The sequence below is a fragment of the Paraburkholderia sp. FW306-02-B genome, from assembly GCF_058782725.1.
Genome location: NZ_JBYSXZ010000002.1, coordinates 1171097 through 1185796, shown reverse-complemented (window position 1 = coordinate 1185796; position 14700 = coordinate 1171097). Strand labels below are relative to the sequence as shown.

General features: G+C 61.1%; 13 protein-coding genes, 1 pseudogene and 1 riboswitch. Of the genes and pseudogenes, 2 read left to right on the top strand and 12 right to left on the bottom strand.

What is annotated here, in order from left to right; genetic code table 11:
• Positions 1-4 precede the first annotated feature (4 nt).
• From AC3WOG_RS26405 to AC3WOG_RS26390, 4 genes are all read right to left on the bottom strand, one after another.
• Positions 5-1468 (bottom strand): aldehyde dehydrogenase family protein, encoded by a 1464-nt coding sequence (locus AC3WOG_RS26405; RefSeq protein WP_492580815.1) that lies wholly within the window; start codon positions 1466-1468, stop codon positions 5-7.
• Positions 1469-1563: 95 nt separating this feature from the next.
• Complete coding sequence (locus AC3WOG_RS26400; protein ID WP_492580814.1) at positions 1564-2559, bottom strand: hydroxyquinol 1,2-dioxygenase; 996 nt, start codon at positions 2557-2559, stop codon at positions 1564-1566.
• 37 nt (positions 2560-2596) lie between these two features.
• Complete coding sequence (locus AC3WOG_RS26395; RefSeq protein WP_341316245.1) at positions 2597-3088, bottom strand: cupin domain-containing protein; 492 nt, start codon at positions 3086-3088, stop codon at positions 2597-2599.
• Positions 3089-3252: 164 nt separating this feature from the next.
• Positions 3253-4218, bottom strand: a complete 966-nt coding sequence (locus tag AC3WOG_RS26390; protein WP_341316246.1) for a LysR family transcriptional regulator — start codon at positions 4216-4218, stop codon at positions 3253-3255.
• A gap of 188 nt (positions 4219-4406) precedes the next feature.
• Between AC3WOG_RS26390 and AC3WOG_RS26385 the strand changes: the two genes are divergently transcribed.
• Positions 4407-4559 carry a hypothetical protein gene (locus AC3WOG_RS26385; protein WP_492580813.1) on the top strand — a complete coding sequence of 51 codons (153 nt, stop codon included), beginning with the start codon at positions 4407-4409 and terminating at the stop codon, positions 4557-4559.
• A 363-nt stretch (positions 4560-4922) separates the two neighbouring features.
• On the opposite strand, the gene AC3WOG_RS26380 is transcribed toward AC3WOG_RS26385, so the two are convergent.
• The 3 genes from AC3WOG_RS26380 to AC3WOG_RS26370 form a co-directional block, all read right to left on the bottom strand.
• Positions 4923-5624: an OmpA family protein gene (locus AC3WOG_RS26380; RefSeq protein WP_492580812.1), complete on the bottom strand. Its 702-nt coding sequence runs from the start codon at positions 5622-5624 to the stop codon at positions 4923-4925.
• A gap of 84 nt (positions 5625-5708) precedes the next feature.
• A complete protein-coding gene (locus AC3WOG_RS26375) occupies positions 5709-6473 on the bottom strand; it encodes a flagellar motor protein (RefSeq protein WP_492580811.1) in 765 nt (254 codons plus the stop codon).
• A 71-nt stretch (positions 6474-6544) separates the two neighbouring features.
• Positions 6545-7789: a Crp/Fnr family transcriptional regulator gene (locus AC3WOG_RS26370; protein WP_492580810.1), complete on the bottom strand. Its 1245-nt coding sequence runs from the start codon at positions 7787-7789 to the stop codon at positions 6545-6547.
• 494 nt (positions 7790-8283) lie between these two features.
• Between AC3WOG_RS26370 and AC3WOG_RS26365 the strand changes: the two genes are divergently transcribed.
• Positions 8284-9465, top strand: coding sequence for an acyltransferase family protein (locus tag AC3WOG_RS26365; protein WP_492580809.1), 1182 nt, complete (start codon positions 8284-8286; stop codon positions 9463-9465).
• 219 nt (positions 9466-9684) lie between these two features.
• On the opposite strand, the gene AC3WOG_RS26360 is transcribed toward AC3WOG_RS26365, so the two are convergent.
• The 5 genes and pseudogenes from AC3WOG_RS26360 to AC3WOG_RS26340 form a co-directional block, all read right to left on the bottom strand.
• Positions 9685-11805, bottom strand: a complete 2121-nt coding sequence (locus tag AC3WOG_RS26360) for a D-(-)-3-hydroxybutyrate oligomer hydrolase (protein ID WP_492580808.1) — start codon at positions 11803-11805, stop codon at positions 9685-9687.
• Between the two features lie 394 nt (positions 11806-12199).
• Positions 12200-12451: pseudogene (locus tag AC3WOG_RS26355) on the bottom strand (TMEM165/GDT1 family protein); the annotation flags it as partial.
• A gap of 138 nt (positions 12452-12589) precedes the next feature.
• A complete protein-coding gene (locus tag AC3WOG_RS26350) occupies positions 12590-12805 on the bottom strand; it encodes a DUF1289 domain-containing protein (RefSeq protein WP_492580807.1) in 216 nt (71 codons plus the stop codon).
• Between the two features lie 2 nt (positions 12806-12807).
• Positions 12808-14085: a CDF family Co(II)/Ni(II) efflux transporter DmeF gene (dmeF, locus tag AC3WOG_RS26345; protein ID WP_492580806.1), complete on the bottom strand. Its 1278-nt coding sequence runs from the start codon at positions 14083-14085 to the stop codon at positions 12808-12810.
• 8 nt (positions 14086-14093) lie between these two features.
• Complete coding sequence (locus tag AC3WOG_RS26340; protein WP_492580805.1) at positions 14094-14369, bottom strand: metal/formaldehyde-sensitive transcriptional repressor; 276 nt, start codon at positions 14367-14369, stop codon at positions 14094-14096.
• 119 nt (positions 14370-14488) lie between these two features.
• Positions 14489-14655: riboswitch (yybP-ykoY riboswitch) on the top strand.
• Positions 14656-14700 lie beyond the last annotated feature (45 nt).

Below are 14700 nucleotides of genomic sequence, written 5' to 3'. Positions count from 1 at the left end.
CGGTTCAGCGCGGGTAGTAAGGCGGAATCTGCGCGTCCACGTTGACCCAGACCGACTTGGGCTGCGTGTATTCGCGCATCGCTTCGAAACCCATCTCGCGGCCGTAGCCGCTCGCGCCGACGCCGCCAAACGGCGACGCGGGGCTCACGCGCTTGTAGCAGTTGATCCACACCATGCCGGCGCGAATCTCGCGAGCCACCAGATGCGCGCGTTGCAAATCACGCGTCCAGAGGCCCGCGCCGAGACCGTATTCGGTGCCGTTCGCGATCGCGAGTGCTTCTTCGTCGGTGCGGAATTTGCTGACGGTCATGAACGGGCCGAACACTTCCTCTTGCGAGACCCGATGCTCCGGCTTCGCTTCGACAATGGTCGGCTCGACGTAGCAGCCGTTCGCTAGCGCTGCGTCGTCCGGCGCCCTGCCGCCCGCGAGCACACAGCCGCCCTGTTCGCGCGCGACGTCGACGAACGACAACACGCGGTCGCGATGCTGACGCGAGGTCAGCGGTCCCATTTCGGTCGACGGATCGAGCGGATCGCCGATCTTGATCGTGCGGCTCAGCGCGACGAATTTCTCCAGTACTTCATCGGCGATCGATTCATGCACGATCATCCGCGAGCCGGCGATGCACGCCTGCCCCTGGTTGTGGAAGATCGCGAATGCGGAGCCTTGCACAACGGCGTCGATATTGGCGTTGCCGAATACGATGTTCGCGCCTTTGCCGCCGAGTTCGAGCTGCACCTTCTTCAGATTGCCGCTCGACGCCTGCACGATCTTGCGGCCCACAGCCGTCGAACCGGTGAAGGCGACCTTGCTGATCTCCGGATGCTCGGCGATGTACTGGCCGGCCACGTGACCCAAACCCGGCAGGATATTGACGACGCCGTCCGGGAAGCCGACTTCGGCCATCAGCTCGGCAATCGCGAGACTCGACAGCGGTGTGAGTTCAGCGGGCTTCATGATCACGCAGTTGCCTGCGGCGAGCGCGGGCGCCATCTTCCAGCTCGTGAACATCAGCGGAAAATTCCACGGCACCACTTGCCCGACGATGCCGACCGGCTCGCGCGTCATGTAGTTCAGAAAGCCTTGTTCGACCGGAATCACCGAGCCTTCGAACTTGTCGGCCATACCGCCGAAATAACGGAAGGTGGCCGCGGTGCGCGGCACATCGAGATTGCGCGTATCGCGGATGGGGTGGCCGGTGTCGAGCGATTCGAGCCGCGCGAGCGCATCGGCATTCGCTTCGATCGCGTCGGCGAGTTTGAGCAGCAGGCGCCCCCGCTCCATCGCGGCGAGATTGCTCCACTTCGGAAACGCCGCTTTCGCCGCTGCCACGGCGCGGTCGACGTCGGCGGGTCCGGCCATCGCGACTTCGGCGATCACCGAGTTGTCGTGCGGATTGAGGGAGGCGAGCGTTTCGCCGTTTGCGGCCGGCACGAAGCGGCCGCCGATGAAGAGTTGCGTTTGCATATCAATCCCGCGCAAGTAAAGCCTGGACGTGACATCCCCCGCGGCGCCAGCGGTCTGGCGCCGTTCGATCGACGATCGGAGGGCATGCCGGCGAGTTACATCTGGATCGGATACGGCGGCAGTTCGCCGCTTTCGTAGCGCCTGGGCAGATCGGGCGTGGCGTTCTCCCACACGAGCAGCATTGACCGCTTCTGCGAGTAGCCCTTGTGACGGATGTCCGCCGGCATCGCGGCGATATCGCCCGCGTTCATGGTGATGCGTGCGCGCGGCTCGCCGCTATCCTTGTCGGCGACATCCCAGATGATCTGGTCTGACAGTTGCAGGAACCACTCGACGCGGTCGTTGCCATGAAACACCGGCAGCACGAATTCCTCGGTGGTCGGGCAGAACAGGCTCTGCTGACAAACCGAAGTCACCGACGGATTCCACGTCACGTCCGAGCGCGACAGGTACTTGAAGAGGCTGAACGCATGTAACGCGCCTTCAAAACCGGGCTCCGCATGAATCTCCGGTTCGTCCTGACCGACGTCGGCGAACTGGCGATTGACCGGCAGGTCGTCGCGCAACGGCGAATCGCCTTCGAGGCCCGGCATGCGCCTAGTGGCGATCCGCGTGCGCTCGATCGCGGCGATGTTGTCGCCATGCTTGGTGCCGAACGCGGAGCCGGTTTCTTCAGGCGCGGCGAACGGGTCGAACCCTTCGTTGACCCAGTCTTTCAGAATCGCCTTGAAGGTCGCCATGATGAGCGGCGTGTCGAACTGCTGCATATGATCGACGCCCGCTTCCTTGAAGCTCGCGTTATACGCGCCGGCGTACATGTCGACCTTGCCGTAGTGATTGCGCGTGCCGATCACTTCGTCGAAGTTGACCCAGCCGTAGAAGAAGCCCCACGCGACATCGCGCATCATCGCGCGCAGGAAGTCGTCGGCGTGCATCTGGTGCGAGCGGATCTGGTCTTTGGCGGGCCATCTGACGGTGGCGAAATACGCATCGCGGCTGAACTCGAAGTCGCCGAGGCGGAACACGCGATAGCCGGTGACCGCATCGGCCTCGCTCGCGGTGACGTTTTGCAGGGTGCTGGTTTTGTCCATGACGGGCTCCAGGAGAGGATCGATCGTGTAGTGGGAATCAGTGGATGCAGATGTCGGCCCACTTCTCGACCGAATAGCGTCCGAGGATCGTCTGCACGAGCAGCACGCCCTTCGTCACCGCTTCGAAACGGTAGGCGGCGCCCGCGGGCAGCAGCGCCTGATGGCCGCGGCGCAACCGCACATAGCCCATCGACTGACCGGACGGTTGGCCGTCGAGCCGCACACTGCCTTCGGTCTGCGCGTCAACGAGCGGCCCGTCCGAGGGCTTGATGAAATAGACGTCGATCTCGCCGTCGAGCACGACCGCGAATTCGTCGTGCGACGCAGCAAACCACGGCGAGGAACCTTCCGCGCGCAGCGTCTCGATCACGTACTTGAGGTTCTTGCCGACGACGACTTTCTCGTAGGGCTCAGCGCGGCTCGCTACGTCGAACACGTTCGACATCGCGTAATGCTCCGGTTTGCCCTTGATGATTTCGATGGAGCCCTTCCGATAATTGTCCAGGCTGCCGAACCAGGTCTGTTGCATGTCTGCCTCCAGTTGATCTACGAATGCGTTGCCTGATTCGAAGATTAAGTGGCGGCAGGCCCAACAGCAATGTTCCGAGGGTCGGGAAACGCGAACCATGGGTGCATCAAAATCCCGCCAGGGAAACTACCTGGTGGCGAACCCGGACGAGCGTGCGGCAGCCCTCAGTCTTCGGCCAGTTCCTCGCCGACGCTTTTCGTCTCGTCGTCCGGCGGCGCAATGCCGAGCGCCTTGTCCCACTGCGGTTCGCGCAGATAGCGCGCACGCAGGAAATCGACAAAGGCCTTGACCTTGGTGGTCGAGCGGTGCGAGGCGGGATACACCGCCGACAGCCATAGCGGCGGCGCCGCGTACTCCGGCAGCACCCGTTCGAGGCGATGCTCCAGCAGATCGGCAGCCGCGACCATGGTCGGCAAATACACGACGCCCGCGCCGGCTCGTGCGAACTCCAGCAAGAGGTGCACGCTATTGGTTTTCAGCACCGGGTTCAGCGCGATTTCGAAGCATTCGTTGCCGCGCATCAGCGGCCACTTGTCGCCCCACGGATAGTAGGAATAGCGGGCGAAATCGTGGCGAAGAAGGTCGAGCGGCGTTTCGATCAGCGGCTCTTCCTTCAGATAACCGGGCGCGGCGCACAGCACGCCGCGCACCGGAAACAGACGCCGTTCGACCAGCAGATTGGAGGCCGGCGGATAGATTTGCAGCGCCAGATCGAAGCCTTCCTGAACCGGATCGATGACCCGGTCGTTGACAGTCACGACGAACTCCACGCGTGGGTACGCGGCGCGGAATTCGATCAGCGTCTGCGAAAAGTGTCCGAGTGCGAAGCCCGGCAGCACGTGGACGTTGAGCGTGCCGGCCAGCGCTTGCGGATCGCCGCGCGAGCGTCCGGACAGATCGTGGACTTTGTTGACCAGTTCGGCGCACTCGCGGTAATAAGTCTCGCCCAGTTCCGAAAGACGCACGGCCCGCGTCGAACGATGAAACAGCGGCACGCCGAAATGGTCTTCGAGTTGTTTGACGCGCGAGGTCACCACCGATTTGGCAACGCCCAACTGGCGCGCGGCGCCGGCAAAGCTCTGCGCTTCCGCGGCCCGCACGAACGCTTCCATCGACATGAAGAGGTCCATGCTGTCTCCTGTTGCCGCTGTGTTCGCGGCCTGCTATGCGGCTGAAGTGTAATCCTGTTTGCGAGGTGTTGCGTCGCGTTGCGTCGCGCGAGAAACTCGCACTTTCAGCGCGCTTACGAGAGAGCCGGCGTGCTCCGCGCATCGAAAAATCGGCAAAACTGAGACGCACGGTAAAGCGAACCGTGGAAATGCTGAAACAATCGAACCTAATCTGCATCATTCAGCGATACACCGTATGGAAAAAGCTCGGTGTGCTGGATCAGATCGTCGCTTTGCTCGAAGTGGCTGAGCAGGACGCCGCGACGGCGTTCGCGCGAGAGACGGAAGAAGTGGTGAGCTAACGCCGGGACGCGCTGGTGTCGCGAAGCACACGCACCCGCCCTTCCGTTCGCCAGGTATCGCAAAGCGGTTGTGTAAAACGTATGTTCGACGCCGGTCAAAAAAAGCCGGCGCGACGCCGGCTTAAGAAGTCCTGGCCGAGGGCGATCAGAACCTGAGAGACGTATTCGTGATGATCGGTGGCCCGGTCATCCCTATCAGCGGGAACGGTTTCCCGCTTGGTCATTATGATGAACGGCGCCCCCGATGGTCTCTTTTCTCGTCGCTCGCCGTTCAACGCTATTCTTCTATGGGTGGCTGGCGGGGTGTGTGCGGCGGCGCACAATACATCGCGACATTCGCGACGCGCTCACGCGTCTTGCAACTCAATATTCCACGAGAATGGTCACGCGGCGATTCGCGGCTCGCGCTGCCGCAGCGTCGCCGATAATCAGGGGGAAATTGTCCGCCCTACCGATCGCGGCCATCCTGTGGGCTTCGATTCCTTTGTCGGCAAAGAATCGAACCACCGCCCCTGCGCGTGCCGACGACAGCTCCCAGTTGGATTCGTATTTCGCCGTCGATATCGGCACACTATCAGTGTGCCCCTCTACGAGGATGTTGTTTTTTGAATGGTCGCGCAGCACCACGGCGACCTGGTTCAGCACGCCGAAAGATTCCGGCAACAAACGCGCGTCGCCCGAGTTGAACAGGATTTTCGCGTTGATGGCGATTTCAACGCCCTGTGCGACATTCGAAATCGTAATCTGCCGTTTGTCCTGAAGCGGCGCTAACAAAGATAGAAGCCGCCGCCTTGCGGTATCCGGCGCGCCGGGCGCAACGATGGGCGCGTTAGCGCTGCCGGTGCCCGTCACCTCCTTCACCGCGCGACGCTCGAGCATCTTTATTTCAAGCTCTCTATTTTTCGCCAACTGCAGCGCATAAAGCGCAAGGAACAACACCATCAGCGTGGTGATGAGGTCCGCGTAGGAAATCAGCCAGCGCCCCGACTGCTCCTCGGCATCGTCGCCTTTCCGATAGCCGGCTTTGTCTGACGCAAGGCGCTTGTTACCCGAGGAGGTGTTCATACACGAAACGTCTATTTCCAGATTGCGTTTGAATGGGTGCCCGGCAACATGTCGCCATCTGATCGAGGCCGGGTTCGAGGTCGATTAGCCCAGCAACTCAGCCGATCTTTCGCGGACATCGCCCGCCAACCGGGTTTCGATCGTGTGGGGCGACTCCTTGCGTGATATCGCAAGCAAGCCATCGAGGTATAAACGTCTGAAGCGCAACTCGCTATCGACCTGCGCCCTTATCTTTCCGTATAGCGGCAGAAAGACCAGGTTCGCCAACGCGAGGCCGTAAAGCGTTGCCACGAAAGCGACAGCGATGCCTTGCCCGAGTTGCGCGGGCTCGAGCATATGGCCCGTTACCTGAATCAGGCCGAGCACAGCCCCCAGAATGCCGAACGTCGGCGCGTACCCCCCCGCCTGCTGCCAGATCCGCGCAGCCGCCATGTGATTGCGCTCATACGCATCCAGTTCTCTTTGCAAGGCGTCTTCGAGCACGGCAGTCGATACGCCGTTTGCCAGAAGCTCCAATCCTTTTCTGGCAAACGGATTGATTCCGCCCGCCTCGATCGACTCGAACACCAGCATGCCGTTCAGCTTCGCCTGATCGCCCCACTCTAGCAGGACAGACAAGCTTTCCCGGTCGACCTGCCGCGCTTTCACAAAAGCCAGGCGCAGTTGCTTGACGCCGTCATAAAACCTGGCCCAGGTGTTCTGGATCATCACGGCGCCGAGGGTGCCGCCCAATACGATGACGAAGGCCTCCAGTTGAAAAAGCGAGGTGAAGTGCCCACCCTCGAGCGAGAATCCGATAACGATGGCCGCCACGCCGAACAATGCGCCAAATAGCGTCAAAAGATCCATACATCCTCTCGAACGGCCGTCCCAGCCATCGGACCCGAAGTGAAAACGGCCTGTTATTCGTGCACCAGGTGTCAGGCATCCAGTTTGGAAAGCGGCGCTGAATTGGCCGCCGGAGATTTGATCGCTCGCACGGTCTCGAGGAATCGCAGTTCGATCTCCGCAATCTCGAGCGGATCGATCTTGATGTCACGCCGCATAACCCACGACACCTCCTTTTTCCTCGCCTCGGTCATCACCGAAAGCAAGCGCTCGGCGACAGGCTGGTCCGTCAAGGCGGAGAGCAATTTCGCGAGATCATAGGTGTCGAAAGCGCTCACGGCTTCGAACAAGGTTCGCTGGTCGACAAACTCCAGATCGTCCAGTGATTTCAGGTCGCCTGGGCCACGAGAATTTCGTCGGGAAAAATACGTGACGCCCTTTTCCTCGACATAATTCAATACCCTGGTCTTGCGAAACGCGAAGATATCCTCGGCGATTTCCCCGTGGGACAGCTTGTTGAGAATCAGCTTCTTCTCGACGCCGATCAGGGCTTCCAGATCGGCCAGCTCGATCAGCTCCAGCTCACTGCCAATCGAGATGTCGAAATCGTGATCCGCCACCTGCTGGGCGCGCTCCGTGATCCGTACAGGATCGAACGTAACAAGCTGCCGGCTTGTTGCTCCGTCCTGCGCTGAATATCGCGCCGACGCGTTGGTCAGGCGATCGGAGCGGCCCGGTTCGAGCGTGACGAGGTTGAGTTTCTCCATCCGCTTGAGCATGGCCATCACATGTGGACGGGAATGGCCGGCAATCGCATGGCACTTCCTGATGACTTCGGGCAGGGGCACCGAAAACTCCTCCCCTTGAGCACGGCGTGTGCGTCCATCCAGTTTGTCCGCGTTCTCGGCACCCGCCATCAGGGCCAGCACATGAGCATACGAAAGAACACCTGGCAGGAAATCAGCATGCGTATAGGTGGCAAGGACATCGTCCTTCTTCTTCACCCGTCTAATCATGGTGCGCACGATATGGCGAAGCAGCGGCGATACGCGCTCAAGCTCCTCTTCCACTACGTTTGCTGCGATAACGGTGAATTGACAGAAGCTAAGTGCTTTCGCGGTGTGCGCTCGCGGTTCGGACGGCAATAAGGCCGCTTCACCAAAAAACTCGCCCTTTCCCAGCGTGGCGAGAATGATTTTCTTTTCGTCGCAATGAGTGGAGATTTCGACTTTGCCGTCCGCGATGACGTAGATGACGGCGTCGCCCGCGAAGCCTTCGGCATAGATGACTTCGCCCGGAGCCGCTGTTCGCGACCATGGCGATCGTTGGTGATTCACGATTCATTCCCCCGAAGAGCTATTTCCCCGTTCAGCCCGCGCCGTCCTGACGCATGAGCATGTCCGATGGTCCTGACTTATTTGACTGGATAACGACATGCGATACGCAAATCTTTAACGCGCACAATCATCAGACGTAATGGCGCGAATCAGATTTCATGGCGCAAACGTTTGGCGACCCTAACCGGGGCTTCGGAGCACCGTGATTATTTTTCCCGCCCGGCCGGAAACAGATGGAGATATGCGCTAGAAGCACGTCCGCAATCCGACGGTTCCGTTTTACTGCCGCAACGGTCACAGACTCAATACGGCCTACGCCGCGTCGGTGTCAATATGTGCGCTTCCACCCTGACCATTGACGCCACAGACTCGCCTTTCTCCGCCCCGAACCGCTTCTCCACGCTACCCGCTGTAGCATGGCCTCACGTAATGCAGGCACGAGGATAAGGCACATCGCGAGAATAGAAACAACAGACCAGAGACAAGAGGCCGTCATGATCGGTTACTCCCCTGCCTTGCTAAGCATCGCCTTGCTGACAACCACGTTCGGGATATTCCAGCTATGGCACGCACGGCCGAACGCCGTGTCCGGGAGTTCGCCGCTTGCACGCAACGCCGAGATAAATGGGTTGCGCGCCTTTCTTGCGATCAATGTCGCCGTCAGTCACTTGCTGCGCACCCACAAAGCTATCGAGACAGGCGAATGGGAAGGCGTGATCGGCTATTTCGAGTCGTTTCCGCTCTTTTTTATGATCACGGGATTCATCTTTTGGGAAAAGGTCCTTCGGACCGGCACCAAGACCGATTGGTTGAAGTTGTATATAGGCCGTCTGTTTCGCATTGCTCCGATGTATTTGTTCGTCGTCGGCATCATGCTGTTTGTCGTCTTTGCGCGCACCGGCTTCACACTGCACGAGTCGGCAAGCAGCGTCGCGTACCAGGTGCTGTGCTGGCTCGGGTTAGGCATCGTCGACGTGCCACATACGGTGAACGGCCACCCGAGGGCTGATCTGATCCTGGCCGGCGTAACGTGGACATTGCGTTGGGAGTGGTTCTTCTACGCGAGCCTGCCCGTGCTGGCCCTGCTATCCGGAAAGAAGACCCGCGTGCTCTTCCCGTTGCTCGGCCTCGCCGCCTGCCTGCTCGTCGCGGCGCTGACGAGCCACAAGACGGTACCCATGTTCGCCTCGCTGTACCTTGTCGGTATGAGCGCCGCGTCACTTCATCATACGGGCCACCGGCTTCATCTCGGCGACCGTGTGACGTCGCCTGCCGCGCTGTTTCTGCTTGCCGTCATGTTTGCTGCGCCGCATGCATTCGAAGCGCTCTCCCCGATGTCGGTCGCGTTCTACTCGCTTTTCTTCTATCTGATCTGCTCCGGCTCCACACTATTCGGCCTACTGACGAGTCGGGCCGCGCGGATGCTGGGACAAGTGAGCTATAGCATCTACCTTGCCCAGGGGCTGTTCCTCACGCTGCTCTTTTCCATTCCCGCAGTCCGCTCGTTCGCATTCGCCGGCGTGCCGGCATTTTGGCTTGTCGGTCTTGCGTATCTCGTTCTGCTCTGTGCGAGCGCATCGTTTTCGTATCGATTCATCGAAGCACCCTGTATCTCGTTCGGCAGGACGCTGCATCTCAGCGCGCCTGCCGGGGTGCCCGCGTCAGCGGGGGATTGACTGCGATGCGCGAGGTGCATGTTTCGGTTAGACGCCATTGAGGCCGTGCCGACAGGAACAGTCGCCAGCAGATGAGCTGCCAATTGACGAGCGCACTCATGCTTGCCCGCAGTCAGCCTTGTACCGACGCGTTCTTCGACAACCCGGAGTGCATCCGCATCGACACGCAAGCCTGGTTTCGCCGCAACGCTGGTCTGCGCGCGCAGAAGCCACGCGTCGTTAGTGCGGCACGTTCACCACCCCGTGGCTCACGCTGATCGCGTTACTGCCTGGATTCGCCACGATAGCCGGCAGGTTCGCCACGCTTAACGCTGGCGCAGCACCCGGGGTGCCGCCGCGCGGTACCGTGCGAATCACCTGCGACGGCGGCAGCGGCGTGCCGTTCTTCAGGTGGCTCCACATCAGGTTGAGCGCCTGGATGTTGTAGTAGTGGACCGGGACGAAGCGTGTGTCGAAGCCCGGCACGCCGAGGAACGCGTCGAAGTGCTGTCCGTTCGTCACTTCGTAGAACGACAACTGGCTGCGCGAGCCTTCCCTCATGCTGTTCGCCGCAAGATACGCGCGCGAAGCATGATTTACCGGCACGAGTGCATCGCTGCGGCCCTGCACGATGATCGCGGGCTTTCCATGCAGGTTCGCATTCACGCGGATCGCTTCGACACTCGCCAGCATGCGCGGGTCCCGATTCGTCCATAACGCGCGCGCGCATGCCGCACCCGCGAAGCTTGCATCGGGTGTCGCGAGCCGATGGTCGGCGCCACCTTGCGGCGTGACGTTGTAGACGAGACTGATGCCGTTGGTCGGCGGCACACCGTTACCCAGCCCGAACACGGTCAGCATCGGCGAGACGGCCGGTGTAAAGCCCGCGCCGCCCGTTGCCGGGTTCGTTGTGCCGAAGCTGAAACCACACAGGTTGTCGATCACGCTCGACCTCGTGTACGCGTTGGCGTACGTGACGGCGACGGCCGGCACGGCCTGCGAGTCCCACATGGGTGCGTGCAGGAGGTCGGAATCGGCTTCATAGCCAGCGTCGTGCAGCAGCGCGAGCGCGTCGTTCGCCTGCGTTTGCGTGTCGCTGCCGCGCACGTAGCCTGCCGCTGCGAGCGACGTGCAGCGAGCCTGGCGGATAGCTGTCGTCGTCGCTGTGGGCAGCGCCGTCAGATAAGGAGCGCCGGCGGCGGCCTCCGCGAGCGCGGCACACGGCTGGAGCAGGTTGGCGAGCGTCATGTAGTCCGCCAGCGGTTTGCCGGCTGCGGCGATACGCTGGCCGCCCTCGATCACTTGCGCATTACCGCGTATCCGGACGTTGACCTGCGGTTCGCCGACGACCACCGCTGTGATCCACCCTCTCGTGTCCTCTTCGGCGGCCGCGAGCGACGCGCCACCGCCGTTGCTCACCGACGCCGCGATCGTGGTGATGCTGCCCGGGTGGTAGCGCACGCCGTGATGCGACGAGTCGGCAAGCGTGGCGAACTGCCGGTTCAAGGCCCAATAGGCGAACTTCACCGCCTCGAGCGTGTCCTCGCCCCATTCCTGTTCCGGATTCTGCTGCGAATGCGCGTGCTTGAACGCATAGCGGTTGGGGAAGCTGTGGTTGTAGGTGGCCAACGTGTCCGCAGGCACGTTGGCGGTAAAGAGGCTGTTGGGCCCGGCCGTCGCGGCGTCGGCAAGAACGCCGTCAATCAGCGTGACGAGACCGGTCCTCAGCTCGTGCGCCCCGTTGCCGGTGCCCTTGTCGGTATAGGCGACCGCGCAGCCGCGCTTGAGCCCCCACTCGCCAGCCGCCGAAATGGCGCCGTAGACCCCGCGCGAGCCCGACGACGTGGCCGTGACGATGCACGGGTTCGCCGGGTCGAAGCTCGTTGGCACCTGAACCAGGAGACTTACGTTGTGCCGGCCACTGCCGTCGTCGGCATATGCGAGGTATTCGGTGCCGGCAATTTTTCCCGCGCCAAGGGTGTCGTTGCCGTATAGATCGACATTGGGTCCCCAGAATCGACCGTAGCCGCCATTCGCCGTCATGTCGACGAGCGCGCGGTAATTGGACCAGATCGCGAGCCGCCGCAATTCGGCAGCTGTCGGGCTCGCCGGGTTGGCAATAGCGGGTGCAGGCCCCGCGAGTCCGGTTTTGCCGAGGCCAGCGGTTAGCAGGTCGTCGCTGACGCCGTCATACGTGGTTGTCCTGAGGCTGCTTGCCACGACGAACGGCGGCAGGCTATGCACGGCCGAGCGGCCGCCGTCGTGATCGTCGGCACGTGCTGTGGGGGCGAGCGCTGCGGCCACTATCGCGGCGCTGAGCATTACCGCTTTAATCCGGGCTGCGTTCGGGACGTGTTTCATCCGTGTCTCCTTGTCTATTGTTCGAATGCGACGCACCACGCACTGCGAGAACCATCGTGCAGCGTTGGATCACGGCGTCACTAGACATTAGAACGTCGGAGGCGCAGATTCAATGAAGGTTTTCGCCCGACCGCCGGGTTCTCGGCCGTTGCGGACATTCTAGTCGTCGGCAGCGCATCGGAATCCGCGTTCGGCAAATGATCGCTCGCGAACAAAGCCGAGGACCGAATACGACCCATCTGAGCCGGTCGTCCGGGCGTTGCCTCTGTCCGGTCCCGTCTCCATAAGAGACCCCCGCGAACGACTTTTGGCCTGCGCTGTCGGCATAACGAATGCAGCTCCAACGCAAGTGAACCTGGAACATTGGATGCTGCGCTGGATAGAGTGCCGTCCTCAGGGCAAGCCCTCCGAGCACGACAAATATTACGGCGGCGAGAATATGGACAGCCTTGGTCGGCAGGCGGTCGGCAAATTTGTGCCCAAGATAGATGACCGGTACGTTGGCCAGCATCATGCCCAGCGTCGTTCCCGCGACAACACCGAAGAACTCGTGAAAGCGCGCAGCCAGTGCAATGGTGACGATTTGGGTCTTGTCGCCCATCTCGGCGAGAAAGAACGTGAGCGCAGTCGTACCGAAGACGCCCATCGGATGCTTCGTGTTGACGTGCGCCCTCGAACATCGCGTTCGAGGCGGCTACTCCCCAATGAGCGGGCGCGATTCTATCGCGGTGAGTGTTACAGAAGCAAGTCGCCAGAATGAAGCAGTGGCGACACTCCCATTGATTCAGGTGTCCGACGTTCGCGGTTCGGCGGATAACGCCAGAGATTCGCGCTGCAACTTGGCCTGTCGCCGCGCCCGGTCGTTCATCACCTGATGGCGCCGGTAGTCGGTCATCTTCTTCCACGCCCGAATTTCATCGAGCGTGCGAAAACACCCGACGCACAATCCGGTCTTGCCATCGAAGGCACACACGTCGATGCACGGGGACTTGACTGCCATAGTCAGGCCGCCGCTTGTGACGGTCGCACTTCAACGGTGACATGCGACAACCCCTTGAAACGCTCGAGCACCGCATGATAGAAACGCGAGTCTCGCTGCGGTTCGCCTGTTGCCACCGACACCACGGCACTCATGTGACCTGGACCCACCCGCCATACATGCAGGTCGACGACCTTGTCGCCACGGTCCTCGATCGCATGACGCACGTTCTCCGCCATACGTCGGTCGGAGTTCATGTCGAGCAGGATTGCGCCAGTGTCTCGCATCAAGCCGTACGACCAGTTTGCAATCACCAGCGCGCCGATGACACCAGCAAGCGGGTCCATCCAGAGCCAGCCAAATGCGCGAGCCAGTACGAGGCCGATGATAGCCAGCACGGAGACCGCCGCATCCGCCATCACATGGATGTACGCGGACCTGATGTTATGGTCCCGGGTCACCGCGTCATGTGCGTCGTCGTGGTGCTCATGTTCTTCGAATTCGACTTCGTGCTCGCCGTCAGGCATCCGCACGATGGCCTTGAAGGCGTGCGGCTCAGGAATGTCTTCCTTCGATTCCAGATAGCCGCCACGGTCCGCCAGCGCGAATACCTGTTGCGTCCCATCGGGTCGCACCGTCGTAACGGACACCGCAGAAGCGTCCAGTCGTGAACCCTCGGTTGCCGGCGTAATCCGGAAAACGGGCGGTACGCCATCCTCGAAGATAGAAACGGCAAACACACCGGACGGCGCAAAAATCTTCTGCACCTCGTCTTCATGAGCATGGTCGTCGTAACCGTGGCCGTGTCCGTGGCTATGACCATGGCTATGGCCGTGGTCGCCGCCGCTCAGCAGCCACACGCTTGCCAGGTTAACCAGCAGGCCGACCACCGCGATAGGAATCGCTTCGCCGAAGTGAATCGGTACCGGCGACAGAAAGCGCGAGACCGCCTCGTAGCCGATCAGCATCGCAATCATCGCGAGCACGATGGCACTCGTGAAACCCGCGAGGTCGCCGAGCTTGCCGGTACCGAACACGAAGCGGGAGTCGGTGGCGTGTTTCCGCGCGTAGGTATACGCAAGCGCTGCAATCAGCATCGCGCCAGCATGCGTCGACATGTGCAGGCCGTCGGCAACGAGCGCAAGCGACCCGAACATACTGCCGCCGACGATTTCAACCAGCATCATCGCGCTGCACAGTGCGATCACGGCCCACGTCTTGCGCTCGTTCTTTTCGTGGCCTGCACCCAGAAAGATGTGGTCATGCCCCGCGCCGAACGCGGCGTTTTTGAAATCACTCATTTTTGACTCTACTTGAAATAGCTGTGTACGACTTCGATGAGCTGGTCGGTCGCACTGCCTGCCGGCTCTTCGTTGGGGTCTGCATCGACGAGATGGGTGCGGATATGGTCTTCGAGCACGACCGCCAGCAGGCCGTTCATCGCGCCGCGACAACTGGTGATTTGCTGCAGCACGTCGACACATCCGCGCTCCTCTTCCAGCGCGCGTTCGATGGCTTCGACCTGTCCCTTGATGCGGCGAACCCGGTTGAGCAGTTTCTGTTTCTCGCGAATGGTGTGGCTCATTGATGACCTCCGATATACCGTGGGGGAGTATATCTAATATAGGGTAGAGGGGTATATCAATTCATCACGACGGAAAGCTTGTTGAAAGAATATAGTTGCGTTAGACTCCGCTTCGTCTTTTGGGGAGTAGCCTTCCTTCCGCCCCGGAAGGAGAGTGCGTCAACATACTCGGCCTGTGGCCGTGGCGCACTCGACCGGTTCGGTTTGGCGAGACCATGGGCGCATTGCGTCGTTCCTGGTCGGACGGCGGCGGATGCGCCATGGTTCGTCGACGTCCGACCCCGGAGGGCCCATGTGCTTCCCAATTCCCCGCTTCAACCCCACCCGATTT